Annotated in this window: 11 protein-coding genes; 9 read left to right on the forward strand and 2 right to left on the reverse strand. The window is 69.6% G+C overall.

The window, feature by feature from the left end; all coding sequences use genetic code 11:
• Nucleotides 1-174: 174 nt before the first annotated feature.
• The 9 genes from mrdA (at nt 175) to BSZ36_RS03705 (ending at nt 11,021) form a co-directional block, all read left to right on the forward strand.
• Complete coding sequence (mrdA, locus tag BSZ36_RS03670) at nt 175-2,064, forward strand: penicillin-binding protein 2 (protein WP_179271004.1); 1,890 nt, start codon at nt 175-177, stop codon at nt 2,062-2,064.
• A 107-nt stretch (nt 2,065-2,171) separates the two neighbouring features.
• A complete protein-coding gene (rodA, locus tag BSZ36_RS03675) occupies nt 2,172-3,452 on the forward strand; it encodes a rod shape-determining protein RodA (RefSeq protein WP_094546131.1) in 1,281 nt (426 codons plus the stop codon).
• Between the two features lie 127 nt (nt 3,453-3,579).
• Nucleotides 3,580-5,658, forward strand: coding sequence for a transketolase (tkt, locus tag BSZ36_RS03680; protein ID WP_094546133.1), 2,079 nt, complete (start codon nt 3,580-3,582; stop codon nt 5,656-5,658).
• Nucleotides 5,658-6,068, forward strand: coding sequence for a hypothetical protein (locus BSZ36_RS03685; protein WP_094546135.1), 411 nt, complete (start codon nt 5,658-5,660; stop codon nt 6,066-6,068). The genes tkt and BSZ36_RS03685 overlap by 1 nt, the downstream gene beginning before the upstream one ends.
• 272 nt (nt 6,069-6,340) lie before the next feature.
• Nucleotides 6,341-6,544 (forward strand): hypothetical protein, encoded by a 204-nt coding sequence (locus tag BSZ36_RS18825; protein WP_143536741.1) that lies wholly within the window; start codon nt 6,341-6,343, stop codon nt 6,542-6,544.
• 31 nt (nt 6,545-6,575) lie between these two features.
• Nucleotides 6,576-8,279 carry a T9SS type A sorting domain-containing protein gene (locus BSZ36_RS03690; protein ID WP_094546137.1) on the forward strand — a complete coding sequence of 568 codons (1,704 nt, stop codon included), beginning with the start codon at nt 6,576-6,578 and terminating at the stop codon, nt 8,277-8,279.
• 31 nt (nt 8,280-8,310) lie between these two features.
• Nucleotides 8,311-9,036 carry a 1-acyl-sn-glycerol-3-phosphate acyltransferase gene (locus tag BSZ36_RS03695; RefSeq protein WP_179271005.1) on the forward strand — a complete coding sequence of 242 codons (726 nt, stop codon included), beginning with the start codon at nt 8,311-8,313 and terminating at the stop codon, nt 9,034-9,036.
• Nucleotides 9,037-9,134: 98 nt separating this feature from the next.
• Nucleotides 9,135-9,803, forward strand: coding sequence for a hypothetical protein (locus tag BSZ36_RS03700; RefSeq protein ID WP_094546141.1), 669 nt, complete (start codon nt 9,135-9,137; stop codon nt 9,801-9,803).
• A 90-nt stretch (nt 9,804-9,893) separates the two neighbouring features.
• A complete protein-coding gene (locus BSZ36_RS03705) occupies nt 9,894-11,021 on the forward strand; it encodes a glycosyltransferase family 2 protein (RefSeq protein WP_094546143.1) in 1,128 nt (375 codons plus the stop codon).
• Nucleotides 11,022-11,150: 129 nt separating this feature from the next.
• On the opposite strand, the gene murA is transcribed toward BSZ36_RS03705, so the two are convergent.
• A complete protein-coding gene (gene murA / locus BSZ36_RS03710; protein ID WP_094546145.1) occupies nt 11,151-12,470 on the reverse strand; it encodes a UDP-N-acetylglucosamine 1-carboxyvinyltransferase in 1,320 nt (439 codons plus the stop codon).
• A gap of 148 nt (nt 12,471-12,618) precedes the next feature.
• Nucleotides 12,619-13,926, reverse strand: a complete 1,308-nt coding sequence (locus BSZ36_RS03715; protein WP_425442695.1) for a PQQ-dependent sugar dehydrogenase — start codon at nt 13,924-13,926, stop codon at nt 12,619-12,621.
• Between the last annotated feature and the right edge of the window lie 126 nt (nt 13,927-14,052).

Here is a 14,052-nt window from a genome sequence, read left to right on the forward strand (position 1 = left end):
AGATGGCAGCCGCCCTGCCCCTGGCCTCCGTTGCGGCATCGGGCGCCCGAGTGGGCCCGCTTCTGGAGCGCTGGCCGGGCGAGCGTCGCGAGAAACGACGAACTTCCCCGCCAGAGGCCCGAGCGCGAACGAACGCGCGGCCTCTGGCGTTGGGATCTCACCACCCGGTCCGCTATGTCTGTCGTTGCTGCTACCTCCCACGAAGACGCCCGCCTGCGCGCGCGCGTGTTCACCATCGCCGTCCTCGTCCTCGTGTCGTTTCTCGGCGCGCGGCTGGTGCAGATGCAGCTCGTGGACCGTGCGGAGTACCTGACCGAAGCCGAGGGCAACGCGATCGAGGAAAAGATCGTCCGGCCCGCCAGAGGCTACGTGTTCGACCGCAACGGCATTCTCCTCGTCGACAACGAGGCAACGCTGGCGGTGACGGTCTCGGCGCGGTACTTCGATGTGAGCAAGCTGCCGCTCGTCTCCGAGCTCTCAGGGGTGCCTCTGGCGCAACTGAAGAGGAAGTACGAGGAGATCTTTGCCCGAAGCGGCTACCAGACGGCCGTTCTTCTCGACAACGTGCCGTTTGCAGCGCTGGCGCGGCTGCGCGAGAACCAGTACCGCTTGCCTGGCATCGGCTTCCGCGAGGACCAGCAGCGGCGCTACCACTCGGAGGCGCGGCTGAGCCACGTGCTCGGCTACGTGAAGGAGATCGACGCCGAAGGCTTGGACGACATGCGCGAGCAGGGCTACCGGCTTGGCGACAAGGTGGGCATCTCCGGGATCGAAGCGGAATACGAGCCGGTCTTGCGCGGTCGCGTCGGGCGGGAGTACAAGCTCGTCAACGTGCACGGGATGGAAGTGCAGGCCTACGAGGGCGGCTCCGAGGATGTCCAGCCCGAGAGCGGCGTCGGCCTCAAGCTCACCGTCGACGCGAGGGTCCAGGCCTTGGCCGAGAGCCTGTTCGTGGACAAACGCGGCGGGGCTGTCATGATCGACGTTAAGACGGGCGGCATCATTTCGATGGTGAGCGCGCCGGACTACGACCCGACGGCGCTGGCGGGGCGGATGACGCAGGCGGACGTGGACTACCTCTACCGGAACCCCGAGAAGCCGCTCTTCAACCGGGCTACGCAAGCGGGGATGCTCCCGCCAGGGTCCACGTGGAAGCCGTTCATGTCGGCCGTGGCGCTGCAGGAGGGAATGATCAGCGAGGACACCGAGCTGTATTGCGGCGGTGGGTACATGCTGGGCCGGTTCTTCCGCTGCCACGGCGGCTCTCACGGCAACATCTCGGTCCGCCGCGCGATCCAGGTCTCGTGCAACACGTTCTTCTTCCGGCTCATGAACGACACGTTCGAGACGCCGGACGGCCCCAAGCGGATGAACTTGGAGATGTGGGGCGACTGGGCCAACCGCTTCGGCTTTGGTACGCTCGCGCCGCTGGACCTCCCCAACCAGGACCCCGGCCTCATCCCGGATTCCTCGTACTTCAACGACCGGTGGGGCAGAGGCGGCTGGGGACCCGGCTTTACGGTCAACCTCGGCATCGGCCAGGGCAACATGGGCGCGACGCCGCTCCAACTCGCGCGGTACACCGCCGCGGTGGCCAACGGAGGCACGCTCGTCACGCCGCACCTCGTCTTGGAGCAGATCGATCCCGAGACCGGGCAGAGCCGCACGCCGCAACACCCCCGCGCCCGCACCATCCCGATGGAGCCACGCAACCTCGAGGTCGTCCGCGAGGGCATGCGCCTCGTCGCGACCGCCGGCACGGCGCGGCGCAGCCAGATCCTGGCCTCTCGCGACGGACGTTTCCCCGAGATCCCCATCGCCGGCAAGACCGGTACGGCAGAGAACCCTCGCGGCAAGGACCACGCGGTGTTCATCGCCTTCGCCCCGTACGACGACCCACAGGTGGCCGTCGGCGTGATCGTGGAGAACGCGGGCTACGGCTCCCAGACCGCCGGCCCTATCTCCAGCCTGATGATCGAGCAGTACTTCCGCGGCGAGGTCGCGCCCGAGCGCATCGGCATGATCCGCTCCGTGCAGTCCTTCAAGTCCGTCGGCCGCATCTAGCCTCTGGCGGCGGTCTCTCGCCAGAGGCCGCTGGCCGTTCCTCTTTCGCCTCCACTAGGAGGCCCCCGCCGTTGCCTCTGGCGCCAGAGGCCCGCACTCTCCGATTTATGCGTCCCTGGTACAAGCGTCTCGACTGGCCGACCATCCTCGCGTGGGCGGCCCTCGTGGGCGTCGGGTTGACCGCCATCTACAGCTCCACGCACGGCCCGGCGCGCGAGTTCTTGCTGGACTCCGTGAAGGACAACGCGAACAAGCAGGCCATGTGGGCCGGGATCTCGTTCGGGGTCATGGTCACGATTTTCCTGATGCCGGCGCGGTTCCTGATCCGCATGGCGCCAGTGGCCTACGTGTTCTGCCTCGGGCTGCTCGTCGCCGCGCTGGTCTTCGGGCGCGAGATCAACGGCGCGAAAAGCTGGCTGCAGTTCGGCGGTGCCTCGCTGCAGGTGGCGGAGCTCGCGAAGGTGGGGACCGTTCTCGCCGTCGCGGCCTTCCTCTCGCGGACCAACGTGCGGAGCGTGCAGGCGGGTCTGAACTCCGGGTACATCGCCGCGATCGGCGGGCTGGCGGTGATCATCCTCGTGCCGACCGCGCTCGTCATCCTCCAGAACGACACCGGGACCGGGCTCGTCTTCCTCGCGATGGGCTTCTTCGTGGTCTTCTGGAGTGGCCTCGTCTCGCTCCCTCTCGTGGGCCTGGCCGCGGCCTCTGGCGTCGCGGTGTACCTCGCGATCGTGAACCCGTGGTACCTCGCCATCTTCGCGCTGTTGGCGAGCGCGGGGTACATGCTGTGGACGCGCTCGAAGCTGCTGACGGGTCTCGCCTTTGCCGCGACGGCCGGGATCGGGAGCATCGCCAACTTTGTGCTGTACAGCTACCTCCAGCCGCACCAGGTCAGCCGTCTGGTGGCGTTTACGGACCCGCAGAAGTACGCCTCCACGGCGGGCTACCACGTGATCCAGTCCAAGGCCGCCATCGGCTCCGGCGGGCTGTTCGGAAAGGGCATCACCCAGGGCACGCAGACGCAACTGGCGTACATCCCAGAGCAGTCCACGGACTTCGTGTTCACCATCATCGGTGAAGAGCTGGGCTTTGTCGGGACGGCCTTTATCCTGATCGTGTTCTCGTTCCTGATCCTCCGGCTCGTGAGCCTGGGGCAGGAGGCGGCCAGCGCGGCGCCGCGCTTGTTCATCGCGGGCGTGACGGGCATCTTCCTCACGCACATCCTGATCAACGTGGGGATGACCATCGGGCTGATGCCGGTGATCGGCATCCCGCTCCCGTTCGTGAGCTACGGCGGCTCGGCGCTGCTCGCCAACACGACGATGCTCGCCATCGCGCTCACGCTCCACGCGAGGCACGACGAGTTCGCGGTCTACCGGACGGGCTAGCCTCTGGCGCCAGAGGCCTGTGGGGCGTGCGGTTGAACTTGGCGCGTCCGAGGCGAAATCCGCCGGCGGTTCGGATCCGCCTCTGGCGCGGCCCGTAGCTTTCGGGAGCACCCCCCATCCGCCCTGCATGTCCGACGCTCCCGCCCCCGAATCCGCCGCCCCCGACAGCACCGCCGAAGGGCGGACCGCCGAGGAGCGCCAGAGGCTCGAAACCGCTGCGGCGACCGCCATCCGCGGCCTGACCATCGACGCCATCGAGAAGGCGAACAGCGGGCACCCGGGCCTGCCCATGGGCATGGCCGACGCGGCCGTCGTGCTGTGGACGCGCTTTCTCAAGCACAACCCCAAAGCGCCGGATTGGGTGGACCGCGACCGCTTCGTGCTCTCGGCCGGGCACGGCTCAATGCTGATCTACAGCCTCCTGCACCTCTCGGGCTACGACCTGACGCTGGACGAGATCAAGGACTTCCGCCAGATCGGGAGCCGGACGGCGGGCCACCCGGAGCGGCACCTGCTGCCGGGCATCGAGACGACGACCGGGCCGCTGGGCCAGGGCATCTCGACGGCCGTGGGTCTCGCGATGGCGGAGAAGCACCTCGCGGCGCAGTTCAACACGGGTGAGCACGTGGTCGTGGACCACATGACGTACGTGATCGCGAGTGACGGCGACCTCCAAGAGGGCGTGAGCAACGAGGCGTCCAGCCTCGCGGGACACCTCGGCCTGGGCAAGCTCGTGGTCCTCTACGACGACAACCACGTCAGCATCGACGGGCAGACGGACCTCTCGTTTTCCGAGGACGTGGCGATGCGCTACGACGCGCTGGGCTGGCACGTCGTCCGCGACATCGACGGGCACGACAACGAGGCCGTGGCGCGAGCCATCGAGACCGCCAGAGGCACGCTGGACCGGCCGAGCCTGCTCCAGATCAAGACGACCATCGGCTTCGGCTCGCCCAACCTCGCGGGCAAAGCCGACATCCACTCGGACGCGCTGGGCGAGGCCGAGCTCAACGCCACGAAGGAGCACCTCGGCATCCCGTTGGAGCCGCTGTTCCACGTCGCGCCAGAGGCGACGACGCTGTTCCACGAGCAGGCCTTCCGCGGCAGCGAGGCGCACTGCGACTGGGTGGGCGCCATGGACGCCTTCCGCGAGGCCTCTGGCGACGAGGCCGCCGAACTGGAGCGCCGCCTCGCAGGCACGCTCCCCGAGGGCTGGGCCGACGCGCTGCCGACGTTCGAGGCCGACGCCAAGGGCATCGCGACGCGCGCCGCCAGCGGCAAGGTGCTGGACGCCATCGCGCCCGTTCTGCCCGAACTCGTGGGCGGCAGCGCGGACCTCACGCCGTCCAACAAGACGCAGGCGAAGGGGATGGAGGCCTTCCAGTTCGCGACGCCAGAGGGCCGCTACGTCCACTTCGGCATCCGTGAGCACGGCATGGGCGCGGCGCTCAACGGCATGGCGCTCCACGGCGGCATCCGCCCCTACGGAGGCACGTTCCTCATCTTCTCGGACTACATGAAGCCCGCGGTCCGCCTCGGCGCGCTCATGGAGACCAACCCCGTGTTCGTCTACACGCACGACTCGGTCGCGCTCGGCGAGGACGGCCCGACGCACCAGCCCATCGAGCAGCTCGCCGGCCTCCGCGCGATCCCCAACCTCCTCGTGATCCGCCCGGCCGACGCCAACGAGACCGCCGCGGCCTGGAAGGTGGCCCTCGAAGAGACCGACCGCCCGACCGCCCTCGCGCTGACCCGCCAGGCGCTCCCCACGATGGACCTCGACGCCGAGACCGTCCACGCCGGCGTCGCCAGAGGCGCGTACGTCGTGGCCGAGGCCTCTGGCGAGGCGCCCGACGTGATCCTCATCGCCAGCGGCTCTGAGGTGCCTCTGGCGCTGGCCGCGCGCGAGCAACTCGCGTCGGACGGGGTCCAGGCGCGCGTGATCTCCATGCCGTGCGACCGGCTTTTCCTGGAGCAGGACGAGGCCTACCGCGAGAGCATCCTGCCGCGCTCGGTCCGCGCCCGCGTGGCCGTCGAAGCCGCGAGCCCCACCGGGTGGGGCCGCTTTGTGGGCCTGGACGGCGCCGTTGTCGCCATTGACCGTTTCGGCGAGAGCGGCCCCGGGGCCGAGGCGTACGCCCACCTCGGCTTTACGCCAGAGGCCGTCGTCACCGCCGCCCGTTCCGTGATCGATTCCCTTTCCTGATGCTCCGCTCCTTCTCTCTTCTCGCCGCTCTCGTCCTTGTTGGTTGCGCCTCTGGCGAGACCGACGCTCCGCCGGCGCCCGAGGACGGCCCGAACTCTCCCGTCGCGCCCGCAGACACCCCGCCGCCAACGGCCGACCACGGCTCCTCGTTGGTGGCGGGGACCACGACCTACGCCTGCGCGGACGGCGGCACGTTCACCATCGCGCCGATCCCCGGTGGGGCGGTAGAGGTGACGGTAGACGGCAACACGCAAACGCTCCAGCCGACGGTGGGCAAGCAGGGCGTCTACGCGAGCGGCCCCCTCGAAGTCTGGATCGCCGCCGAGGGTGCGTTCGTGATGCAAGACAGCGAGATCCTGTTCACGGACTGCGCCGTTTCTGCGGAGGACGCTGCACCCTCGACGTCCTGAGCGCAGGGGCGTTCGGCAGCAGAGGGGACGTTCAGCGCTAGGGGCGGAAGCCTCTGGCGCCAGAGGCGCGTGGGCTGTCCTGAGTGCTCTCGCAGCGGGTGAAGGCTGCTCATGGCCCGCTGCAAGAGGCGTGCGTCCCCGAGCCCGAAACGCGGAAACGCTCCCGGGAGCGCTTTGTGATTAAGCGTTCGTGCAGGAAGCGCTTCGGCCGGCCGAGGACGACAACCGACGGGGCGGCAACACGTTTGGAGGGCAACACACCCCTTCAAACCATGAAGCTGTCCTTCCCAAACGTCTTCTCCGCGCTCGGCGCCGTTGCAGGTGTCTCGCGTGCCATTTACTGGGGCGACTGCCCCCACTGCGCGCGGCCGACGCCGTGGCGCACGAACCCTCTCCGTGGTGAGTACCACTGCACCGCCTGCGGGCGCGACGCGCTCACGTCAGAGGCCTCTGGCGGAACGCGCGGAGCAGAGTAGGGTACGCCCTCTCTCTTCTGCTGACGGCGCCATGTCCATCCGAACCGTGCTCGCTCTCGCCGTCATGCTGGTTTGTGCCGCCGCGGCGGCAGCGCAGCCGGCGCCGTTCGCGTTTGGCGGCCCGCAGGCCGATGTCGGCGTTGCCGTAGATGCCCTCGCGGATGGGACGTTCGCCATCGGCGGGACCACGTTCGGGGGCTACGATCCAGACCCGAGCGGCGCGGACGCCACAGTCCCGGGGGGCGGCGCGCAAGATGGCTTCGCGGCGGTCTACGGGCCTGCCGGTGCTTTCCGGTTCGCCGTGCCCATCGGCCCCCTGGGTCCGAGCGCGGCCGACGCCGTGTTTGACGTGGCGCTCGGCTCGGACGGATCGCTGGTCGTCGTTGGGCAGGTCGGGGAGACCGTCGACCTGGACCCCGGTCCGGGCGTGGCAACCGTCGAGGCACCGGGGCTTGCGGTGCACGTCTTCCTCGCGGCCTACTCGGCCTCTGGCGAGTTCCGGTGGGGCTTCGCACTCCCGGGGCTCGACTTCAGCCTCGGCGCGTATGTCGACGTGGACGAGGACGGCACGGTGTACCTCGCGGCCTCCGCCAGTAGCCCCACCGATCTCGATCCCGGCCCGGGCGAGACCATCGTGGACGGCTTCCGCAGTGCGACGCTCGCCTCGTACGCCGCCTCTGGCGACTTCCGGTGGGGGTTTGCGTTGGAGGGCGCGCAGTACCGCGCCAGAGGCCTGAGCATGGCGGGCGAGCGCGTGGCGCTGACGGGCAACCTCATCTCTGGGGCTGTGGACGTGGACCCCGGTCCGGCAGAGCGACTCCTCGAAGACCCCGACAACCGCCCGAGTGCGTGGCTGACCGCGACGTACACGACGGACGGCGAACTCGCGAGCGCGTTCGTGGTGGGCGGCTCCAACTTCGGAGGCGTGCAGAGCGTGGCGCTGGGCGAGGCGGGCGGCGTCGCGCTCGTGGGTAGCATCGACCGCGCGGCGGACTTCGACCCCGGTCCGGGAACGCGGACCATCGAGGACACAGGTGGGACCAACGGGACGGGCGTCGTGGCGAGCTACGAGGCGGACGGCACGCTCCGGTTCGCGTACGGCCTGGGATCAGCCTTGCCGCGCGGCGTCTCGGTAGAGGGCGACCGCCTCTCGTGGACAGGCTTTTTCGGCGAGGCCTTTGATGCCGACCCCGGACCCGCAACGCGGATCGTCACGCCAGAGGCGGGCTTGGACATCGTGACCGTCGGGCTCACGCCTGCGGGCGGTTTCCGGTGGGCCTCGCCGATTACCGGCTCGGGAACGGGCGACAACGGCCTGGCCGTGGCACTCGCCAGCGGCCGCACGTACATCACCGGGCGCTTTTCCGACACCGTGGACGCCGATCCTGGGCCTGCAACGGTCGAACTCGCCTCTGGCGGCCGCTTCGATTACGACGTGCTCGCCGTGGCGTACGGCGACCGCGGTGACCTGGCGGCGTTGCCGACCGCGGCGGAGACGACACTCCGCGGCCTCACGCTGAGCGTCGCGCCCAACCCGTCGGCCTCTGGCGCGGCGGTGGTCCGGGTAGAACACGCCAGAGGCCCGGTTCGACTGAGCGTCTACGACGCGCTGGGCCGGCTCGTCGCGGCGCCCCAGGCGGGGCGCGCGCTTCCGCCTCTGGCGCCGGGCGTGTACGTGATTCGTGCCGAGACAGCCGCGGGCATGGCGTCGGCACGGTTTATCGTCGCGAGGTGAGGAGTCCTCTGGCGCCACGGTAGCTTTGGGCGTGCGCACCCCTGATCCCCTTCCGACCCGACTCGCAGCCCGCGCCGCGGGGGCGCTGATCGAGCGCGACCTCGCCTCGGCGTTTCGCCGTGTGGTGTGGGTGGGGGAGCGGCCCGCGCTCCCGCCGGGCAAGCCCGTCGTGCTCTACGCCAACCACCACGCGTACTTCGACAGCTTTCTCCTCTGGCGCCTGATCGCGCGCACGCTGGAGCGGCCGTTCATCGTCTGGATGGAGAAGTGGGACGCCGTCCCGCTCTTCGGCCCGCTCGGCGCGCTCCCGTTTCCTCCCGAGGACGCCACGCGCCGGATGCGAACCATCCGCGAGACCGCGCGGCGGATGGAGGCCGGCCCCGCCATCCTGCTGCTGTACCCGGAGGGCGAGATGCGCCCGCCGGATTCCGGCCTCGGCCCCTGGCGCGCAGACCTCGTGCGCCTCGCGCGGTTGCTCCCGGCCGACGCCCTCTGGTGGCCCCTGGCGGTGCGCGTGACCGACTGGGGGCAGGCGAGCCCGACGGCGCTGCTCGCCGCAGGCCAACCGCACGAGATCCCGGACGGGTCTGAGCGCCAGAGGCTACAGGCCGTGTTGGACCGTCTGCACGAGGCGCGCCCCAGCGACCTCGCCTCTGGCGCGGCATACGTCTTGCAAGAGGGCAAGCAAGGCCCCGACGAACGCTGGGACCTCTCCCGGCTCGGCCCCCTGTTCCGCAGGCTCACGCCCGGCGCCTGAGCCCCCTGCGTTGCATAAGGAAACCGGGAAGCGCTCCGTTGAGCGGGCGCTGTCTTCCCCGGCGCCTCTAGTTTTCCTCCGAACGCCCGTCGCCGTCCATGTTTGTGTTTCTCCTGCTCGCCCTCGCGTTCGCCACACCAGAGGCCACGCCTCCCGCCTCTGGCGCGTTCGCCGCCGAGACGAGCACGCCCGTGCGCGACTCGCTGACGCACTACTACGTGCAGCGCGACATCGCGAACGTCCGCCGCCTCAGCCGCTCTGCCCGCTCGCGCGAGGAGCGGTTGCTGGTCAACTACCGGCTGTTCCCCATGACGATGGATATGGGGGTGATCCAGACGATCCCCTCCGAAGAGGGCGTGCGCTCGGCGCGCGAGATGGCCCTGATCGCCGCGCTCTGGGCGTACAAGGCCGGCAACAGCTCCAAGATCCACCTGCCGACGTACGGACGCCGCTCGGAGCGCATCCTGAACCAGGCGCGAGACATCAACCCCAGCGAGCCGTACGTGCTGCTCGTCGAGGGCCAGTCCTACCTCTACAAGCCGGGCATCTTTGGGGGCGACGCCGGCAAGGCGAAGCAAAAATTCCAGGCGCTCAAGCGCGTTCTCGGCCGCTCCGGCGTGCCCGGCCTACACCCGTTCGAGGCCGACGTGTGGATCTGGATGGCCGAGCGCAAGCTCGACGAGCAGCGCGCGAGCGCCCTGCAGCGGCAGCTCCTGGCCCGCCGCCCGCCACCGATGTTCCGTCAGTTCCTGCTGGACCCTCCGTGACCGTCCGCCTCTGGCGCACCGTCCGTCCCGCCAGAGGCCTCGAATCCCCGCCCGCATCAGGCGAGTAGGCCGGGCCCCCACCACACGCCCGTGCTCGTCCAGATCGCCCTCGTCGTCCACGCCGCCGTGCTCGCGCTGGCGCTGACGAACATCGCGTGGCTCCGCTCCCGCCGCGACCGCCGACAGGCGGTGACTGACGGGCCGATGGCGGAGCCCGTGCGTGTAAGCGTGATGGTGCCGGCGCGGAACGAGGAGGCCAACCTCGCGCGGTTGCTCCCGAGCCTGCTAGAGCAGACGTACCCCGATCTCGAAATTATCGTCGTGGACGACGCGAGCGAGGACGGCACGTGGGACGTGATCCATGCCCACGCCGACCCCCGGCTCGTGCCGGTCCAGGGCAGTGGCCCGCCGCCGGGCTGGGTTGGCAAAGTCCACGCGCTCTACCAGGCCCAGAAGCACGCCTCTGGCGACGTCTTTCTGTTTTTGGACGCCGACGCGCGCCTGCGCTCGCCAGAGGCCGTCCAGCGTCTCGTCGAGCGCTTCGCCGCCAACGCCTCGGAATCCTCCGCCGACGCCAGTGGCCTGAGCGGCTCCGGCATCGGCATGACCGGCCTGCCGCATTACACCGATCGCTTTCCAGGCGCGCTGATGACGAGCCTCGTGCCGTTCGCCGTTCTCGCCGCGCTGCCGGTCCCGCTCGTCCCGCGCACGAAATCGCCGGGCTTGAGCGCGCTCAACGGGCAGTTCTGGATGATGGGCGCCGAGACCTACCGAGCACTCCGTCCGCACGAACGCCTGAAATCGGCTGTCCTGGAGGACGTGATGATCGGTCGCCTGACTAAACGCGAGGGGCTCCGGCTCCACTTCGAGGACGTTCAGCCGGAGATCGAAGTGCAGATGTACGGCTCGCTGAGCGAGGCGTGGCGGGGCTTCCGCAAGAACGCGTTCCTGCTCGCGGGCGGCGGCTCGTGGGTTGGGTTCATCGCCTTTTTCGTGCTCTACAGCCTCGTGTGGGTCGTCTCGCCTCTGGCGTCGCTGTCCCTGTTCGCCAGCACGTGGCTGATCAAGGCGGTCATCGACCGCGCGATGGGTATGCCTCTGGCGGTCTCCGCGCTGGGGCCGCTCCCGCTCTGGATGGGCGCCGCGCTCCAACTCGACTCCGCGCTCGCCCACGCCAGAGGCGTGGTGGACTGGAAGGGCCGGAACGTAGGGGGCTAGGCCGGGACAAACGGGGCAAGGGGCAATGCGCGGCGTACACGCGCTCACTAGCACCTGCCCTACAAAAAAGCCTCTGGCGGAGCCGCGGAGGATGTCGCGCCAGAGGCGTTGAGGTCGAAGCGGGAGGCGCTAGCCCTCCGGGTGCGCCTCGTCGTACGTGTCGCGCTCGATCGCGATGCCGGCGTTCTGGAGCTTCTTTTCGAGCTTCTCGTAGCCGCGGTCGAGGTGGTAGACGCGGAGAACGTTGGTCTCGCCAGAGGCCACCATGCCTGCGAGCACCAGCGAGACGCTGGCGCGGAGGTCGGTGCTCATCACGATCGCGCCGGAAAGCGGCGTCGCGTCTTTGCCCTCGATGGTGACCGTGTCGCCGTCGGCGCGGAGCTTGGCGCCCAGGCGACGGAGCTCGGGGACGTGCTTGAAGCGGTCGGTGTAGACCGTGTCGCGGACGGTGCTGGCGCCAGAGGCCTGGGTCATCATGACCGTCCACTGCGCCTGCAGGTCGGTCGGGAAGCCGGGGTACGGCGCCGTCTCGATGCTGACCGGCTGGATGGTCTCGACGCCTTCGACCTCGATCATGCCGTCGCCGTAGGTGACGGGCACGCCGGTCTCGGCGAAGCGCTCGCGGAAGTCGGCGCCGAGGTGGTCGGCGTTGGTGCCGTTGATCACGAACGTCTCGCCGGGAGGCGTCGCGATGGCCGCGGCGATCATGTACGTCCCGAGCTCGATGCGGTCGGGGCAGTTGGAGAACTCGACGGGGTTCAGCTTGTCGACGCCCTGAACGGTGATCGTCTTCGTGCCGAGGCCGTCGATCTTGGCGCCCATCGCCTGGAGCATCTGGCCGAACACGACCACGTCGGGCTCAGCCGCGGCGTTCTCGAAGCGGCTCTCGCCAGAGGCCGTGACCGCGGCGAGGAGCACGTTGATCGTCGCGCCCACGCTGGAGGGCTCGAAGGCGAACGTGCCGCCCTTGAGGCGGCCGCCCGGCGCCTCGGCGATCACGTAGCCGCCTTCCTCGCGGATCTCGGCGCCCAGCGCTTCGATGCCCTTGATGTGGAGGTCGACCGGGCGCGGGCCCCATGCGCAACCGCCGGGGAGGGAGACCTTGGCCTTGCCGCAGCGTCCGAGCAGCGCGCCGAGCATGTAGAACGACGCCCGCATCTTCTTGACGAGCTCGTACGGCGCCTCCGGGTGGTGGATGTTCGACGCGTCGATCCGCATCGAGTCCGGCGTGTTCGGGTCATCGTCCGGGGTGAACGCGACCGTCGCTCCCGTCACGCGCAGCACGTTGGAGAACGTGTACACGTCCTGCAAAACGGGCATGTTGTGGATCTTCGACTCGCCATCGGCGAGCAGCGCCGCGGCCATGAGCGGGAGGGCGGTGTTTTTCGAGCCGCCGACCGTGATCTGGCCGGTGAGGGGGCGTCCGCCCTGGATGACGAGCTTGTCCATGTGGTGTGGGTTGGGCCGCTGGCGTCGCGCCAGAGGCGGGCTAGGAGAAAGAGGGGCCGAAAGTACGCGGGGCCCCCGCCGATGGTCCATCGGGAGGGATGAAGAGGGATCGGGAACGCGCGGCCCTGGTCGCCAGAGGCCTCTGGCGCTACCGCGCGGCGTCGTACGGGCTGGACACGCGCCAGATGATGTTGCCCACGTCGTCGGCCACGAGCAGCGCGCCGTCCTTGGCGATCTCCACGCCGACGGGCCGGCCTCTGGCGTCGTCGCCGACGCGGAAGCCGGTCAGCACGTCGGTGGGCTGGCCCGAGGGCATCCCATTGGCAAAGGGCACGAAGATGACCTTGTAGCCGCTGGCGGGCTTCCGATTCCACGAGCCGTGCTGGCCGACGAACATACCCTCGCCGAGCCCGAGCGCGTCCGCACCCCATGCGAGGCCGAGCGACGCCGTGTGCGGGCCGAGCGCGTAGTCGGGCTTGAGCGCCGTCGGCTGCGGCGGCGCGCCGGGAGCGCGCGTGTCCACCACGTCGCCATAGTAGAGCCACGGCCAGCCGTAGAAGTCGCCGTCGCGGACGCGCGTCATGTAGTCCGGCGGCACGTCGCTGCCCAACTCGTCGCGCTCGTTGACGGCCGTCCAGAGGGCGCCGGTCGTCGGCTCCCACGCGAGGCCGACGGGGTTGCGGAGGCCGCTGGCGTACACGCGGCCCTCGCCAGAGGCCACGTCGTACTCCCAAACGGCCGCGCGGCCGTTTTCCGCTGCCAAGCCCATCTCGCCGACGTTGCTCGCGGAGCCGACGCCGATGTACAGCTTGCTCCCGTCGGGGGAGGCGAGCAGGCTTTTGGTCCAGTGCCGCGCGCCGAGCATGTTGGGAAGCTCCAAGACCGTCTCGCCGGGCGTGCCGACAAGCGTGGTCGCGCCCGGCGTGTACGGGAAGCGCACGAGTGCGTTGTAAAACGCGACGTAGAGGTCCTCGCCGACGAGTTGCATCCCGAAGGGCGACGAAAGGCCGGTCAGGAACGGCGTCCGAACGTCGGCCACGCCGTCGCCGTCCGTATCGCGCAAGAGGGTGATGCGGTTGGCGCTGGGCGCGAGGGCGCCCGCGTTCTCCATCAGGCTTTTCTGGACGATCGCCTTGATGCCGCCCGGCGGGTCGGGGTTGGGCGGCTTGTTGGTCTCGGCCACGAGCACGTCGCCGTTGGGCAGCACGTGCATCCACCGGGGGTGGTCCAAGCCGCTCGCGAACGCCTGCACCTCGGCGCCGGCGATGGCCTCTGGCGTTTTGCCGCCGGGCCAGCCCACGGCGGTGGCGAAGTTGATGGTCGGGATGAGGCCGCCGCTGGGCTCTGGGATCGTCGGGGTGGGGCCGGTGCCCTCCGCCACGGTGAGGTCGGCGGAGCCGCCGCACGCCGCGAGGGCGAGCAGGGCGGAAAACAGGAGGAGTCGCTTCATCGAGATGGGAGCCTCTGGCGCCAGAGGCGAGATGGGAGGCTGTGAACCCTAGGGTGGTGCGTGGGTTCACCGGGCGCGTGTGAGGAATGAACAGGGCGCTCTCGGATGGAAGCCTGTGCCTTCAATGTCAGA

This window comes from Rubricoccus marinus (assembly GCF_002257665.1).
Classification (GTDB): domain Bacteria; phylum Bacteroidota; class Rhodothermia; order Rhodothermales; family Rubricoccaceae; genus Rubricoccus; species Rubricoccus marinus.

Bases quoted from the DNA above. Each gene is read 5' to 3' on its own strand.
- tkt (WP_094546133.1), top strand. From the start codon at position 3,580: ATGTCCGACGCTCCCGCCCCCGAATCCGCCGCCCCCGACAGCACCGCC.
- BSZ36_RS03685 (WP_094546135.1), top strand. From the start codon at position 5,658: ATGCTCCGCTCCTTCTCTCTTCTCGCCGCTCTCGTCCTTGTTGGTTGC.
- mrdA (WP_179271004.1), top strand. From the start codon at position 175: ATGTCTGTCGTTGCTGCTACCTCCCACGAAGACGCCCGCCTGCGCGCG.
- rodA (WP_094546131.1), top strand. From the start codon at position 2,172: ATGCGTCCCTGGTACAAGCGTCTCGACTGGCCGACCATCCTCGCGTGG.
- BSZ36_RS03690 (WP_094546137.1), top strand. From the start codon at position 6,576: ATGTCCATCCGAACCGTGCTCGCTCTCGCCGTCATGCTGGTTTGTGCC.
- BSZ36_RS03700 (WP_094546141.1), top strand. From the start codon at position 9,135: ATGTTTGTGTTTCTCCTGCTCGCCCTCGCGTTCGCCACACCAGAGGCC.
- BSZ36_RS18825 (WP_143536741.1), top strand. From the start codon at position 6,341: ATGAAGCTGTCCTTCCCAAACGTCTTCTCCGCGCTCGGCGCCGTTGCA.
- murA (WP_094546145.1), bottom strand. From the start codon at position 12,470: ATGGACAAGCTCGTCATCCAGGGCGGACGCCCCCTCACCGGCCAGATC.